This is a genomic window from Streptomyces sp. NPDC005955 (genome assembly GCF_042871255.1).
Classification (GTDB): domain Bacteria; phylum Actinomycetota; class Actinomycetes; order Streptomycetales; family Streptomycetaceae; genus Streptomyces.
This window is the reverse complement of record NZ_JBIAIF010000004.1, coordinates 545,975-560,740: the sequence shown is the minus strand read 5'-3', so window position 1 is coordinate 560,740 and position 14,766 is coordinate 545,975. Positions and strand designations below refer to the sequence as shown.

Genomic DNA, 14,766 nt, shown 5'->3' with positions numbered 1-14,766 from the left:
CGGGTTCCTGCGCGCTGTTCCGAGCCGGCAGCTCCGGGGTCGTTCTATACCCCCCTGGGTATTTGTTAGGGTGCAGGTATGGATACCCCGGGGGGTACAGCGAGAGGAGTGTGCAGCCGTGTTCTTCGTCGACACCCTGGAGTTCGAGGGCCTGGGCAACCGCAGCTATCTGGCGGGCGGCCCGGACGCGGCCGTGGCCGTCGACCCGCCGCGTGACATCGACCGGGTCATCGCCGCGGCGGCACGCCGGGGCGTACGGATCGCCCACGTCGTGGAGACGCACCTGCACAACGACTACGTGACCGGAGGGCTGGAGCTGGCCCGGGTCACCGGGGCGCACTACCTGGTGCCCGCCGCCGCCTCGGTCTCCTTCGCCCGCACGCCCGTCAGCGACGGCGACACCGTCCAGGTGGACGAGGGCCTGGTGCTCCGGGCCGTCGCCACCCCGGGCCACACCCCCCACCACACCTCGTACGTGCTGGTCGAGCAGGGGCGTGACGTCGCCGCGTTCACCGGGGGCTCGCTCCTCATCGGCGGGGTCGGCCGCCCCGACCTGGTGGAACCCCGCCTCACGACGGAGCTGGCCCGGGCGCAGCACGCCTCTGCCCACCGACTCGCGGACACCCTCGACGACGACGTCGCGGTGCTGCCCACCCACGGCTTCGGAAGCTTCTGCTCCTCGGGCCCGGGCGGCGGCTCGGCCTCCACCATCGGCACCGAACGCCTCGTCAACGCCGCGCTGACCCAGGACGCCGACACCTTCGTCGCCGAACTCCTGGCCGGTCTGGAGGACGTCCCCGCGTACTACGCGCACATGGGCCCCGCGAACGCCGCAGGCCCCGCCCCCGTGGACCTGACCCCGCCGCGCCCCGCCGACGCGGACGAGATAGCCGCCCGGCTCGCCGCGGGGGAGTGGGTGGTCGACCTGCGCGGTCGGGTCGCCTTCGCCCGCGGTCACGTCGCCGGAACGCTGAACTTCGAGGGCGACGGCCGGCTCGCCACCTACCTGGCCTGGTTGATCCCGTGGGGCAAGCCCGTCACCCTGCTCGCCGAGACGCCGGAGCAGATCGCCGCCGCCCAACGGGAACTGGTCCGGGTCGGAGTGGACCGGCCCGCCGCCGCGGCGACCGGCGACCCCCGAACCTGGGTGCGCGAGGGCGACTCCCTGACCGCCTTCCCGCGCGCCACCTTCGCCGAACTGGCCGCGGCGCGCGCCGACGACGCCACGGGCGGTGCGGGGGCCGACCCGGTGGTCCTCGATGTCCGACGGGACTCCGAGCGGGCGGCGGGCGCCGTCACCGGATCGGTCCACATCCCCCTCCACGAACTGCGCGGCCGGCTGGCCGAGGTGCCGCCGGGCGTGGTGTGGGTGCACTGCGCGGGCGGGATGCGGGCCGCGATCGCGGCGTCCCTGCTCGACGCCGCGGGGCGCACGGTCGTCGCCGTCGACGACGGGTTCGACGCGGCCGTGCGGGCCTCGCTCACCGGGACGGACGCGTCCCGCGGTGAGTGAACTGATCCTCGCCCTGCTCGCCGGAGGCACCGTCGGGATCACCCTCGGCGCCCTCGGCGCGGGCGGCGGCATCATCGCCGTTCCCGCACTGGTCTACCTGCTCGGCTTCACCCCCGTCGAGGCGACCACCGCGAGCCTGCTCATCGTCTCCGCCACCTCGCTGACGGCCCTGTACGCACATGCGCGCACCGGTGCCGTCCAATGGCGCGGCGGCCTCCTCCTCGCCGCGGCCGGAGCGCTCCCGGCGGCGCTCGCCGGTGTGCTCGCGGCGCGGTTGCCCGCCGCCCTGCTGACGGCCGCCTTCGGGCTGGTCGCCGGGCTCGCCGGACTGCGGATGCTGCGCCCGGTACCGCCGGCCGCCCCCACGGCCACCGCCGTGCAACCGGTGAAGGTGGTTGCGGCGGGCGCCGGGCTGGGGGCGCTGACCGGGCTGCTCGGAGTCGGCGGGGGATTCCTCGCCGTACCGGCACTGACGGGGGTGCTGGCGTTCCGGATCCGTGCCGCCGTCGCGACGAGCCTGCTGGTCGTCTCCGTGAACGCACTGGTCGCGCTCGCCGCCCGCGGGGGCACGGCGACGGGGGTCGACTGGGCGGTCGTGGGCCCCTTCGCGGCAGCGGCCGTGCTCGGCGCGTGGGACGGGAAGCGGCTCGGCGCGAAGCTGCCGGAGGCGGTACTGCACCGGGTGTTCGCGGGCGTGCTGCTCGCGGTCGCCCTGCTGATGCTCGTGGACGCGGTCCGATGACCCCCCGCCGGGCGGCCTCCCGGTCGCCGTCGCCGGGCGCCGGACCTCGGCGTCGGCCGCGGCACCTAGGCCAGGGACAGGAACAGCTTCTCCAACCGGGCCCGCATCCGCTCCCGGTCCTCCGGGGCGGACATGTTCTCGTCGGTCAGACAGTGTTCGAGGCCTGTGGCGATGATCGCGAACCCGGCCCGGTCCAGGGCGCGGGACGCGGCGGCGAGCTGGGTGACCACGTCGGCGCAGTCCCGGCCCTCCTCGATCATCTTGATCACTCCCGTGATCTGACCCTGGGCCCGGCGCAGCCGGTTGACCACGGTCTTCAATTCCTCGGCCGCCAAAGCCAGTTCCACGACAGACTCCGTTCGATATACCCCTACGGGTATTCTACCGGAGGGGCGCGGCACACCGGAATCACCACCACCCCAGTACCACCGATGGAAGGACACGACACCGTGACGACATCCCCCGCACTCACCCCCGACCAGGCCGCCCAGCGGCTCGGCGCGCTGACCGTGATCGACGTGCGCACCCCCGGGGAGTACGCGTCGGGCCACCTCCCGTACGCCCTCAACATCCCCCTCGACGACCTGCGCGCCGCCCTGCCCGACCTCCGGGACGCCGCGGACCGGGGCGACCTGCTCGTCGTCTGCGCCTCCGGGAACCGCTCCGTGCAGGCGTGCGCCGTGCTCGCCGAGGAAGGCGTGGCCGCCGCGACGCTCACCGGCGGCACCACCGAGTGGGCCCGCCTCGGGTACGACCTCGACCGGCCGGAGGGCGGCCGCGCGGTCTGGGCGATGGAACGCCAGGTCCGCCTGGCCGCCGGCACGCTGGTGCTCGCCGGGCTGCTCGCCGGGCGCCGTTGGTCCGGGGCGCGCTGGGCCTCCGCGGGGATCGCCGGCGGGCTGGTGTTCTCGGCGGTCACCAACACCTGCGGGATGGCCACGGTCCTGTCCCGGCTGCCGCACAACCGCTCCCGCGCCTGTGACCTGGACACCGCCCGCGCGACGCTGCGCACCCGCACCGCGCCCGCGGAGTAGTCCCGGACCCCGGGCGGCGGGCGGACCGTCCGCCACCCGGGGCGGGGGTCACGCCCCGGCGTCCGGGGCCAGCGCGCCGGACCGGCCCTCGGGCGTGCGCCAGCGCAACTCGACGCCGTGCACCCGACGGCCCGCTCGGCCCGCCCCGGCGGCCGCCTGCTGTTTCCCGAAGGTGACGTCCGCCCGCGGTGACGTGCTCGTGCGTGTTCCCTCACCGGTGCGCGACGGTCCCGTGCCTGACGGTCCCGTCCGGGTCGGTCCCGTGCAGATCGATCCCGTGCGGGTCGGTCGCGACGCACCGGTAGCCGGGACGACACGGCCGGTCGGGCTCCGGCCGGCCGTCTGACCCGGGCGGAACCGCGCCGGCGACCGTCCCGCGGGGCGGCCGGGTCGGGTCACCCCGGCGGCGCCGTCGGGTCCGGTGCGCGACGGCGTTGCGCACGCACCGCGGGCACCAGGGCCAGCGCGACCGCCGCCAACACCGGTCCGGCCGCGTCGAGCGCCAGGGAGGACACCGCGGGCAGCACGGCGATGCCGGCGCCCACCCCACTGCCGTGGCCCTCCGCGTCGATCAGCGGCCCGGCGAGCAGCAGACCCAGGGCGGTCCCGACGGCCGTCGCCGCGACGGCGGTCACCGCACAGTGCGTGACGATCACCCCCACCAGCTGACGTGGCGTCAGGCCCAGCGCGCGCAGCGCGGGCAGCTCACGGCCGTGGTGCCGGACGGAGGCGCTCACCGACCCCGCCAACTCCACCACCGCGACCAGCCCGAGGACGCCGATCAGCCCGCCCAGCACCCCGGTGACCAATGCGGCCGGTGCCGGGGCGGACGGCCCCCGCCGGACGTCGGCACCGGGCAGGGCCGCCCGCAGCGAGCGGGCCACCGCGTCCGGGTCGGCGCCGGGGCGCAGCAGCACCGCGTACGACTGCGGGGCGCCCGCGGTGCCGCCCGCCCGCAGCGTGTCCAGGGTGGTGGTGATGACCTGTCCGTTGTGTTCCGGCTCGATCGAACGGCCCACGACGTGCAGGATGTGCGGGGTCCCGCCGACGGTGAGCCGCACCCAGTCACCGACCCCGGTGCCCGTCGCGTCGAGCAGGCCCTGCCCGGCCACGGCCTCGTGGGGCGCGAGCGGGGCCCGCCCCTCCACCGTCACGAACGGATAGGGGAGGGCCGCGGTACCGAGCCCGCGCAGGGTCACCGAACGGGTCTGCCCGGGGATCAGGGCCGTGACCTCCGCCGCCGGGTACACGGCCCGCACCCGGGAGTCTTCCGCGATCCGGGCGACCTGCCCGGCCGCCGCGCCCGGCCGGACGGTCAGCGGGGGCGCCGGGTTCACCTGTCCACCGCTGCCGCTGCGCAGCGCCTCCAGCGTGGAGAGCGCGGCCAGTGCCACGGTGATCAGCATGATCGGCACCGCGAGCCGCACCACCGACCCGGTGAACCGCGCGCCGCGGTGCGTCGCCCCGCGCCAGCCGAGCACCAGGTGCGGCGGCACGCCCCGGCGCAGCGCGCGACGGGCCGGGCGCGACATGCGGCGCGCCCGCGGCCGGGCCGTGCGGGCCATCGGGCTCGGCGGGACCCGGGCCGCCCGCCACGCGGAGAACGCGGTCGCCGCCGCGATCACCGCCACCGTGACCGCGCCGATCGCCCCCGCCCCCGGCACGGAGCTCGGGAGGCCCACCCCGTACGAGACCGCCTCGCCGAGCGGCCCCGGCACCCATGAGCCCACCGCACGCACCAGCAGACCCCCGAGCACCACCCCCACCAGGGCCAACGCCGCGTGTTGGGCGACGAACATCACCGCGACCTGACGCGGCGTCATGCCGATGACCTTGAGCACCGCGATGTCCCGGACCTGCCCCCTGATCCGGCCACTGACCCCGCCGGTCACCGCGAGCGCCGCCGCCACCAGCGAACCGACGCCGAACCCCCGGAGCAACCGCCCCGACAGCCGGTGTTCCGCCGCCGCCGCGGCCCGCGCCTCCCGCCAGGTGGAGACGCGCACCACGTGCTCCGGGCCCGCCACGGCCACCGCCTGCTGCACCACGAAGTCGGTGTCCGTCGCATCGGCGAGCCGCAGGCCCACCGTCCGCCCGGGCGCGCCCCCCGCGGCGTAGCGGGCGGCCGTGCCCGCCGCCGTCCACGCCGTGCCCGGGCGCTGGGCCCGGGCGTCGCCGGTGTACCCCGCCTCCGACGAGGTCATGACCCCGACGACCCGCAGGACGCCCGGCGGCGCGCCCGCGGCCCGTATCCGGAGGTCGTCACCGGGGCGCGCCCACAAGGCCTCGGCGGTGGCCCGGTCGAGCACCGCCTCGCCGGGCGCACCGGACAACCACCGTCCGGTGAGGAACCGTCGTTCCCGCCCGGTCGGTCCGTCGGGCCGCACCGACCGCAGTTCGAGCGCGGCCCGCGCCGTGGTGCTCCGTGCCGTCACCGGGACGGTGCCGTAGGGACCGGACACGCTCTCCACCCCGGGGAGGTCCGACAGCGGACGGGTCTCGGCACCGGGACCGAGCCGCAACCAGACGTGGTTGCCGCGGGTCTGGGTGAACACCTGCTGCCAGGGGCTCGCCGCGAACTGGAGGAGCGCCGCCGACAGCAGCAGCGCCGCCATCACCCCCGCCGTCGCCAGCGTCAGCGTCGCCGCCCGGCCCCGGTGGGTGCGCAGATCGGCCCACGCCCAGCGTCCCAGGGCCCGCACCGGCTCACTCCGCCAGTTCGACGAGTCCGGCGGCACCGCAGGCGTCGGACCCGGGGTCGTCGCCGAGACGGATCTCGTCCACGATCCGACCGTCGCTGAGGGTCAGCACCCGCTCGGCGGCGCTCGCGACCCGTGCGTCATGGGTGACCAGGACGATCGTCTGACCCGCCGCGTGGAACTCGGTGAGCAGCCGCACCACCTCACGGGTGCCCCGGCTGTCCAGACTGCCGGTGGGCTCGTCCGCGAGCAGTAGGTCGGGCCGGTTGACCAGGGCGCGGGCGAGGGCGACGCGTTGCTGCTCACCGCCCGACAGATCACCCGGCAGGGCGTCCTCCCGGCCGGTGAGGCCCAACTCGCCCAGCAACTCCCGTACGGCCGCGCGACCCGTACGGGAACCGCGTCCGGCGAGCAGGGCGGGCATCTCCACGTTGTCCGCCACGGTGAGCGTGGAGACCAGGTTGAAGAACTGGAAGACGATCCCCAGCCGGCGGCGGCGCAACACCGCCCAGCGGGCCTCGCTCAGGGCGTCGACCCGGTGTCCGGCGAGCCGGATCGTGCCGCCGTCGGGACGTTCGAGACCGGCGAACAGCCGCAGGAGCGTCGACTTGCCGGCGCCCGAGGTCCCGGTGATCGCGACGAACTCCCCGGGCGCCACGTCGAGATCGACCCCGCGGACCGCGTGCACCACACCCGCCTCGCCGGCGTGGGACTTGGTCAGGCCCCGCACGCTCAGCAGCGGCGGCGCCCCGGCCGCGGACGCACCCTCCGCGCCGTCGGGCCCGGCTGCTGGGACACCGCTCCCGGTCGACCTCCCGCCATCGGGACCCGCGCCCGGGACGTTGACGCTCATTCGAGTTCCTCCTGACAGCGTTCCAGCCAGTCGAGGTCGGCCTGGAGGTGCAGCGACGCACCCTCGACGAGGAGCCGGGCGATGCGCTGCTCCGGGCCCTGCTCCGCGCGCTCCAACCGGGACAGGACGCGCATCAGGGTGAGGTAGTGCCGTCGCTGACGGTGGATCAGCGCGATCTGGTCGGCGGTCCCGGTCAGATGGGCGAGGGCCAGCTTCATGAAGAAGTCGTCGCGCACGCGCGGCGCTTCGGACGGGGTCTCGTACCAGAGGTCCACCGCTTCCCGGCCCGCCACGGTGATCTCGTAGATCTTCTTGTCCGGCCGGTCCGGCTGGCTCACGTGCTTCCCCTCGATGAGCCCCGCCTGTTCCAACCTGCCGAGCGTCACGTAGATCTGCCCGATGTTCGGCTGAGGGTACGCCGCGCCGAGGAGTTTCTCCAGGGCCTGCCCCAGCTCGTAACCGTGGGCGGGACCACCGGCGAGCAGCGCCAGCAGATGTAGACGCACGGTGCCGGGTCCCTCCTAGGCGAGTGGGGCGGACGCGCTGCCGGGGCCGCCGGGTCGCTCCGGCACCCGCGCGCTCGGACCGTGGCCGACCGGTGGGTGGCGCGTCGATTCCGCAGGTATACATGATGCCTGGTGCGGCACCGGTGGGAACGTACCGGTTGCGGGGGGTTCCCGCAGTCGGACCGGCGGAGGGCGGAAACGATGCGCGGTGGTGCCGTCGGCGGGCGCGCGGTCCGGATCTGCGGCGTCCTGCTGCTGACCCTGCTGGTGCTGACCGCGGCGACGGCCTCCGGAGCGCCCCGGGGCGGCCCTGCCGGGGCGACCGGCGGACGTGGTCCGCTGACCGTGGTCACCGGCCGGGACCTCACCGGCTACCTCCACGAGGTCCTCGCCGACTGGAACCGCGCCCGCCCCGCCGAGCGGGTCGAACTCGTCGAACTCCCGGAGGCCGCCGACGAGGTGCACGCCCAACTGCGGGACAGCCTGCGCTCCGGCAGCGCCCGCTACGACGTCCTCAACATCGACGTGGCGTGGACGGCGGAGTTCGCGGGCAACGGCTGGATCGCCCCCGTGGACCGGACCGGGGTGCCCGACTCCGCGCTGCTGCCCTCGGTCCTCGACACCGTCACCTACCGGGGCCGCCGCTACGCCGTCCCGTACGTCACCAACGCGGCCCTGCTGTACTACCGCAAGGACGTCCTCGACCGGGAGGGCCTGGAACCGCCCCGCACCTGGGACGAACTGGCCCGGCAGGCGTCGACCCTGTCCCGGAAGTACCGCATGCACGGGTACGCCGGTCAACTCCTCCCGTACGAGGGCCTGACCGTCAACGTCACCGAGGCGATCCAGTCGGCGGGCGGCTCGCTCACCGGTCCTGACGGCGAGGTCACCGTGGACACTCCGGCCGCGCTCGCCGGGCTGCGGTTCCTCACCGAAGGGCTGCGTGCGGGCTGGATCCCCGAAGCGGCGCTCGGCTACAAGGAGGAGAGCTCGCGACAGGCCTTCCAGGCCGGTGAGTTGCTGTTCCTGCGCAACTGGCCCTATGTGCACACCCTGTCGTCCGCGCCCGGCTCGCCGGTCGCGGGCAAGGTCGGCGTGGTGCCCCTGCCCGGACGCCACGGCACCGGCCAGGGCGTGCTCGGCGGGTCCAACCTCGCGGTCAACGCCCGCTCCCCGCACCCGCGTTCCGCCGCCGACCTGCTCGCCTACCTGCTGAGCGAGGACGTCCAGCGACGGGTGCTCACCGAAGGAGCGCTGCCGCCGGTGCGGGCCTCGCTGTACACCGACCCCGCCCTGGTGCGGCGCTACCCCTACCTGCCCGTCCTCGCCCGTAGCGTCGCCTCCTCCCGGGTGCGGATGAAGAGCGCCCGCTACGAACAGGTGAGCCTGGCGATCGCCGCCGTCACCCACGGGGCGTTGACCGGACGGGTCGCTCCCGAGGACGCCCTGCGGCGACTCGACCGCGAGGTACGGGACATCCTGCTGAAGTAGATGCATGTTAGGTAAAGATCGGGGCTGAGGGGCGCCACGTCCAGACCCCCGACCCCCGACGCCCACCTGCGGACCCTTCCCCGACGACGCCCACCTGCCCGCGATTCGCCGCTCGCGCGGCCGGTCCGGGCCACGGAAGCGGCGCATGACACGGCAACCGTCGGGTACCTAACACGTAGGTAGGGATTCTTCCGGTGGTCACGGGTGCCCCGTGCACCCCGGACGCCCCCGGTCCCGCGCGCGGAGCCCGAACGGAGGACGCCTTGTTGACCATCGACCCACCCCGCGTCACCGCCCCGCCCCGTCCGAGACCGCTGCCCCGGCTCCCGCGGGCCAGCGCGGGCCCCCGCGTGGTGATCATCTCGCCGGACGTCGACGCCAGCGTCGAATGGGCCCGACGGCTGCACCGGGCCGGTCCGCCCCGGTTCATCGTCCGCCGCTGGGGCGACCAACGCGGCTACGAGTACCTGCACCGGGCCCCCGGCGTCCTCGCCCTGCTGGACACCCCACGACACGAGTCGGGGGACGAACTCGTCCAACGCGTGCGGTCGTTGCGCCTCCTGGCGCCCGTCGCGGTGGCCACGGCCCACCGCGTCGACAGTGCGGCGCTGCTCGCCGCCGGAGCGGTCAACGTGCTGCGCCGGGACAGTGCCGAGACCGCGATCGCCGCGCGCATCGAAGCGGACCTGCGCTGGTTGCGACGCGACCTGGGCCCGGACCCGGGCCGGCGCGAGCCGTTGCGGCCCTACCGGAGCCAATCGCTGCTGATGGAGATCCTGTTGGCGGTGCGCTCCCCGTTGTGCTGCCACGACATGCGCTGGCTGCTGGGGGACACCGCCCGGCCCATGAGCCTGCGGGCCCTGCGCGCCCGGGTGGAGCGGCTCGCGCCCCACCTGGCCCGGCACGGACTGGAGTGTCGCCGCCAGGTGCGGTGGGGCGCCGACACGCTCACCGTGCGACCGGTCGGGCACCGGGCGGCCCCGTTGGCGGCGTGAGGTGCGCCGCGGGACCACCCGCACGCCCCGGTCGACACGGGCGCACGGGGAGCAACGGTCAGGAGGCGGCTGCCGCCAGCGCCGGGCCGAGCCGGTCCAACAGCCCCTCGGTGACCGCCGGGTTGGGGCCGAGCAGCATCATCGCCTCGTTGAGGTCCAGGAAGTGCAGATCGCGGTCCTTCACCAAGGCGAGGTCCGCCACCAGGGGGCGCTTCGTGAACTTGGCCCGCTCGTCGTCCCCGTAGACGCCGAAGAACGCCACGTCCGCCGTGTCCAACAGATCGAGCCGTTCGGGTGCGATCGGTGCCCCGCCGCCGGCGGCGACCTCCAGCGACGCCAGCTCCTTGGGCAGCGCCATCCCCAGCTCACCGAAGAAGGTGGCCGTGGGGCCGCCCCGGGCGACCACCGCGTAGACCGTGCCGCTGTACTGCTGGCCGAAGGCGTACCGCTTGCCCTTGAGCCCCGGGTGCTTCCGGGCGAACGCGGTCAGCGCCTCCCGTGACGAGTCGATCAGCTTCTGCGCCTTCTCCTCCTCGCCGAGCGCCGCGCCGATGAGCCTGGTCAGCTCGTCGCCCGAGTCGTGCAGCAGCTGCTCCTTGTACGAGACCACCGGAGCGATCGCGGACAGCTTCGCGTACGCGGTGCCGAAGGCCGGCTGGGCGGTGGTCATCAGGATGAGGTCGGGATCGAGCGCGGCGATCTTCTCCAGATTCGGATTGAGCGAATCCAGCGTGACGACGTCCTTCGGGTAGGCGGGTGACACACCCGGCCAGTTCCCGTCCGGAGCGGCGGTGTTGCGGGCGACCCCGACCACGGGGGCGTCCAGCGCCGCGGCTATCTGGGCGTCCGCGAAACCGAGCGCGATCACCCGCTCGGGCTTGCGGGGGACGGTCGCCTTGCCCTGGGCGTGCGTCACCGTCACCGGGAACCCCCCGTCGGACGCCGGGGCGCCGCTCGCACCGGCGCGGCCGGACCCGTCGCCCTCACCACAGCCGGTGATCACGACCGCGGCCACGGCGGCGAGCGCAACGGCGCGGACCCTACGGAGACGTCTGAGCATGGTGGACCTCACTTCGTGCGGGTACGGGGGGAGTTGATGGAGAGGGGGAGGAAGGGAGTAGGGGAGGGCGCCGCCGTGCCGACGACAGTGGTCAGGGCGCGGCGCCGTCCAACGGAACGGGGTCCAACGGAACGGGGTCCGACGGAACGGGGTCCGACGGGACGGAGTCCAACCGCCACCCCTCCGCTTCCGTGCGCGTCCGCCACATCCGGGCGTACCGACCGTCGAGCGCCAGCAGTTCCTCATGGGTGCCGCGTTCGACGATCCCGCCGACCGGGTCGTCACCGAGGACCACGATCTGATCGGCGTTCGCGGTGGTGTGCAGCTCGTGGGCGACCACCAACAGCGTCGTCCGCCCGGAGAGGGAGGCGATCCAGCACGCCACGATCCGCTCGCTGACCGGATCCAGGGCGGCCGTCGCCTCGTCCAACAGCACCACCCTGCCCTCCCGCAGCGCGGCCCGGGCCAGCGCGACCCGCTGCCGTTCACCGCCCGACAGGGCCCCGCCCCGGTCACCGACCGGGGTGTCCCAGCCGCGCGGCAGCCGGGCCACCATCGCGTCGACGCCGGCCGACCCCGCGGCCCGCGCCAGCTCCCCGGGACTGATGTCCGGCCGCCCGGCCAGCACGTTCTCACGGACGGTGCCCTCGGTGAGGACCACGTCCTGAAGCACCACGGACAGCGCCCCGTACAGCGTGTCGGGAGCCAACTCCCGTACGTCGACACCGCCGATGAGGACCTGGCCCGCGTCCGGATCGGCGAACCGGGCCGCCAGCCGCAGCACCGTCGTCTTGCCCGCGCCCGAGGGGCCGACCAAGGCGGTCGTCGTGCCCGCCGGCACCCTCAGGTCGAAGCCGTCGAGCACCGGGGTCCCCGCGGGGCCGAAGCCCACCGCACGGAACTCCACGTCGAGCGGCCCGTCCGGCAGCGGGGACGGGACGGCCGGCAGGGGCAGCGGTGCGACGCGGTACAGCTCCTCGATCCGCGCCAGGTGCCCGCGTCCGGCCCGCATGTCCCGAGCCACGTCCCCGAGCGTGGCGATCGGCTCCGCGAACCGCACCGCCAGGACCAACAGGGCGACCAGCAGGGCGACGTGCGTCGGCTCCCTCAGCAGCACCCACGCCACTGCGGCGACCACCGCGCCGACCGCGAGCTGCACCGCCACCCCGAAGCCGACCCGAGCGGTGATCTCCCGGCGCACATCGGCCCGCCGTGCCGCGCCCGCCGCGTCCAGGGCGTCGGTGAGCAGCGCCCGACCCAGTCGTTCGGTACCCGAAGCGCGCAGCGTGGCCTGCGCCTCGGCGAACTCCACCACCCGCGCGGACGCTTCGGCGTCGGCCGCGTGGGTGCGCGCCTCCACCTCGTCCACCACGGAGGTCGTCCGGTGGTGCACCCAGTACAGCAGGGGAGCGCTGAGCAGCATGACCAGTGCGGGTCGCCAGTCCACCAGGGCGGCGGCGCCCAACACCACCGCGGGCGTGAGCACCCCGCCGACCAGGGAGATGAACTGGTACGGCACCCCCCGCCCGGTCGCCACCGCGCCCTGCGCGGCGATCCGGGGCAGCGCCGCCGCCCGGTCCGGCGTGAACCAGGCCAGGGGCAGCGCCGCGGTGTGGGAGGCGATGCGTCGCTGGAGCGCGTGGATCGTGCCGATCGCCGTGGCGGCGCCCTGCACGACCTGTCGTCGGCGCGTGAACATGGTGGCGAGCGTGGCCGCGACCAGGGCGACCAGCCAGCGCCCCGCCGCGGACAGGTCATCGCGCAACAGCGCCGCGAGCACCGGCAGTGCGAGCCCGTAGGACACTCCTTCCAGCACCGCCAGCGCGGTGACCCGCAGCAGTTGACGGCGGTTGGCGCGGACCGTGTCCTCGTCCAGGACGGCGAACAGGGTGCGGATCACCGGGGAACCTCTCCGTGCACGGGTACGGGGGACGTCACGACGGCGGTCCGCGGGACGGAGTCCGCCCCCGCCCGGGCCGTGACGGCTGCGGTGGGTGCGTCGGCCGGGTGATCGAGGGGGGCTTCGCCCTCCAGGGCCCGCCACAGCTGCCGGTACACCCCGTCCCGGGCGAGGAGGTCCGGGTGCCGTCCCCGCTCGACGATCCGGCCCCGGTCGAGGACGACGATGTGGTCCGCGCGGGTGACGGTGGCCAGTCGATGGGCGACGACGAGGACGGTGCGGCCCGCCGCCAGGCGGGACAGCGCGCGCTGGACGTGGGCCTCCGCCTCCGGGTCCACCTGGGCGGTGGGTTCGTCCAACACCAGCACCGGAGGGTCGGCGAGCAGCGCCCGGGCGATCGCCACCCGTTGGCGCTCGCCGCCGGACAGCACCGCGTCCTCGCCGGCGACCGCGTCGTAGCCCTTCGGCAGTGCCTGGATGCGCTCGTGCACCCCGGCCGCGCGGGCCGCCGCCACGACCCTGTCGTGCGGGGCGTCGGGAACGGCGAGCCGGATGTTGTCGCGCAGGGACGTCCGCAGCAACACCGAGTCCTGGAGGACGAACCCGATCCTTCGGTACAGCGTCTCGGGTGCCATCTCGCGCAGGTCGACCCCGCCGAGCCGGACCCGGCCGGTGTCCGGGTCGTGGAAGCGGGCGATGAGCGCGGCCAGGGTGGACTTGCCCGCTCCGGACGGGCCGACCAGTGCGGTGACCGTCCCCGGTTCCAGGACCAGGTCGATTCCGTGCAGGACCGGTGAGCCCGGCTCGTGTCCGTACCCCACGTCGGACAACTCCACCCGGTGCCCCTCCGGTTCGCGCGGCGCGTCGGTGCGGGGCAGCGTGGGGAGGTCGAGCACCGCGCGCAGGCGTCCCGCCGCGGCGTGGCCGACGCGCAGCGAGGCGCCCGTTTCGGCGATGCGCTGCACCCCCGAGACGGTGACCGCCAGCAGCAGGAACGGCAGCAGGTCCACGGGGCGCGACCAGCCCGCGGCGACGAACCAGGTCCCGGTGCCGAGCACCAGGGTGAGCGTCACGGCCGGGGAGATCAGGGCGCCCGCGCGGCTGCCGCGCGCCTCCTGTTCGGCGACGGCGATCCGCAGTCCGTCCCGCAGTCCGTCGGCCGCCCGGTGCGCCGCCGCCTCGGGCCGGGTGCCCGGTCCGCCCAGCACCCGCAGGGTGGGCAGGTCGCGGACGAGCGCGCCGACCGTCGAGGTGACCGCGAGCAGCCCGAGCGGCACCAGTCGCATCCGTTCCTCGGCACCCGACAACGCCCGTACGTACAGTCCGAACGACGTGGCGACCGGGAGGGCCACCACCAGCGCGAGGCGCCAGTCGGCGGCCAGCAACCAGCCGAAGGCCGCCACCGGGGCGATGATCGACGCGGCGACGTCCAGCTTCCCGTGCGCGACGGCGGGGTGCAGGTCACCCACGTCGTTGTGGAGCGCGTCGAGACTGCGACCCGCGGCGCCCGAGGTGAACCAGCCGAGCGGGACCCGTGACAGGTGGTCCGCGATCCGCCGCCGTACGGTGTCCGCGACCTGGAGGTCGGCCCGGTGGCTGAGTCCGTACGCGGCGAGCCGGGCGGCGCAGGCGAACACCGCGCCCGCCACGACGACCGCCACCCAGGTCCAGACCCGGGCGGCGGTGGCCCGGTCGTCGAGGGCCGCGTCGGCGATCGCCCAGATGCCCAGGAACGGGACGAGCCCGAGGACGGTCGCCACGCACTGGAGGGCCAGCGCGGCGCGCAGCCGTCCGGCCACCGGCGCGGTCAGCTCGGCGAAGGCGGCGGCCCCCTCGCCACTGCGCACCGCCCCGGCCCTGCGCAGTGCATCGCTCAGCCTGTGCAGCACGAAACCCCCTCCGGTAAGTTAGGTGCACCTTACTTAATGGCGAACGTGATTCGCAATTGTGTGCGGCACGCCGTCACCACTCCC

General features: G+C 75.0%; 12 protein-coding genes. 5 read left to right on the top strand and 7 right to left on the bottom strand.

What is annotated here, in order from left to right; all coding sequences use genetic code 11:
* Window positions 1-118: 118 nt before the first annotated feature.
* Complete coding sequence (locus ACFYOU_RS14160) at window positions 119-1,513, top strand: rhodanese-like domain-containing protein (protein ID WP_391305661.1); 1,395 nt, start codon at window positions 119-121, stop codon at window positions 1,511-1,513.
* The gene (locus ACFYOU_RS14155) at window positions 1,506-2,255 is read left to right on the top strand and encodes a TSUP family transporter (RefSeq protein ID WP_391305659.1); all 750 of its coding nucleotides are present in this window, start codon (window positions 1,506-1,508) and stop codon (window positions 2,253-2,255) included. Before ACFYOU_RS14160 ends, ACFYOU_RS14155 begins: the two co-directional genes overlap by 8 nt.
* A 65-nt stretch (window positions 2,256-2,320) precedes the next feature.
* On the opposite strand, the gene ACFYOU_RS14150 is transcribed toward ACFYOU_RS14155, so the two are convergent.
* Window positions 2,321-2,602 carry a metal-sensitive transcriptional regulator gene (locus ACFYOU_RS14150; protein WP_385494482.1) on the bottom strand — a complete coding sequence of 94 codons (282 nt, stop codon included), beginning with the start codon at window positions 2,600-2,602 and terminating at the stop codon, window positions 2,321-2,323.
* Window positions 2,603-2,704: 102 nt separating this feature from the next.
* On the opposite strand from ACFYOU_RS14150, the gene ACFYOU_RS14145 reads away from it, so the two are divergent.
* Complete coding sequence (locus ACFYOU_RS14145; RefSeq protein ID WP_391305657.1) at window positions 2,705-3,289, top strand: rhodanese-like domain-containing protein; 585 nt, start codon at window positions 2,705-2,707, stop codon at window positions 3,287-3,289.
* A 395-nt stretch (window positions 3,290-3,684) separates the two neighbouring features.
* Here ACFYOU_RS14145 and ACFYOU_RS14140 read toward each other — a convergent pair whose 3' ends face one another.
* Genes ACFYOU_RS14140 through ACFYOU_RS14130 form a run of 3 tightly spaced genes read right to left on the bottom strand, consistent with a single transcriptional unit; the run spans window position 3,685 to window position 7,347 of the window.
* On the bottom strand, window positions 3,685-5,991 hold the full coding sequence (locus ACFYOU_RS14140) for an FtsX-like permease family protein (protein ID WP_391305656.1): 2,307 nt from the start codon (window positions 5,989-5,991) through the stop codon (window positions 3,685-3,687).
* Window positions 5,992-5,995: 4 nt separating this feature from the next.
* Entirely contained in the window at window positions 5,996-6,841 is an 846-nt protein-coding gene (locus ACFYOU_RS14135) for an ATP-binding cassette domain-containing protein (RefSeq protein WP_391305654.1), read from the bottom strand.
* The gene (locus ACFYOU_RS14130; RefSeq protein ID WP_391305652.1) at window positions 6,838-7,347 is read right to left on the bottom strand and encodes a helix-turn-helix transcriptional regulator; all 510 of its coding nucleotides are present in this window, start codon (window positions 7,345-7,347) and stop codon (window positions 6,838-6,840) included. Before ACFYOU_RS14130 ends, ACFYOU_RS14135 begins: the two co-directional genes overlap by 4 nt.
* 201 nt (window positions 7,348-7,548) lie before the next feature.
* Here ACFYOU_RS14130 and ACFYOU_RS14125 point away from each other — a divergent pair, with 201 nt between their 5' ends.
* Together ACFYOU_RS14125 and ACFYOU_RS14120 are read left to right on the top strand one after the other, a co-directional pair.
* Window positions 7,549-8,838 (top strand): extracellular solute-binding protein, encoded by a 1,290-nt coding sequence (locus ACFYOU_RS14125; RefSeq protein ID WP_391305650.1) that lies wholly within the window; start codon window positions 7,549-7,551, stop codon window positions 8,836-8,838.
* 266 nt (window positions 8,839-9,104) lie between these two features.
* Window positions 9,105-9,833: a hypothetical protein gene (locus tag ACFYOU_RS14120; protein ID WP_391305648.1), complete on the top strand. Its 729-nt coding sequence runs from the start codon at window positions 9,105-9,107 to the stop codon at window positions 9,831-9,833.
* A 58-nt stretch (window positions 9,834-9,891) separates the two neighbouring features.
* Here the strand turns inward: ACFYOU_RS14120 and ACFYOU_RS14115 are convergent, their stop codons facing one another.
* The 3 genes from ACFYOU_RS14115 to ACFYOU_RS14105 all read right to left on the bottom strand — a co-directional run bounded on the left by ACFYOU_RS14115 (window position 9,892) and on the right by ACFYOU_RS14105 (window position 14,682).
* On the bottom strand, window positions 9,892-10,893 hold the full coding sequence (locus ACFYOU_RS14115) for an ABC transporter substrate-binding protein (RefSeq protein ID WP_391305646.1): 1,002 nt from the start codon (window positions 10,891-10,893) through the stop codon (window positions 9,892-9,894).
* A gap of 91 nt (window positions 10,894-10,984) precedes the next feature.
* Window positions 10,985-12,793 (bottom strand): ATP-binding cassette domain-containing protein, encoded by a 1,809-nt coding sequence (locus ACFYOU_RS14110; RefSeq protein ID WP_391305644.1) that lies wholly within the window; start codon window positions 12,791-12,793, stop codon window positions 10,985-10,987.
* The gene (locus tag ACFYOU_RS14105) at window positions 12,790-14,682 is read right to left on the bottom strand and encodes an ATP-binding cassette domain-containing protein (RefSeq protein ID WP_391305642.1); all 1,893 of its coding nucleotides are present in this window, start codon (window positions 14,680-14,682) and stop codon (window positions 12,790-12,792) included. Before ACFYOU_RS14105 ends, ACFYOU_RS14110 begins: the two co-directional genes overlap by 4 nt.
* Window positions 14,683-14,766 lie beyond the last annotated feature (84 nt).

Coding starts and splice junctions, on each gene's coding strand:
- ACFYOU_RS14125 (WP_391305650.1), top strand. CDS start 7,549: ATGCGCGGTGGTGCCGTCGGCGGGCGCGCGGTCCGGATCTGCGGCGTC.
- ACFYOU_RS14135 (WP_391305654.1), bottom strand. CDS start 6,841: ATGAGCGTCAACGTCCCGGGCGCGGGTCCCGATGGCGGGAGGTCGACC.
- ACFYOU_RS14115 (WP_391305646.1), bottom strand. CDS start 10,893: ATGCTCAGACGTCTCCGTAGGGTCCGCGCCGTTGCGCTCGCCGCCGTG.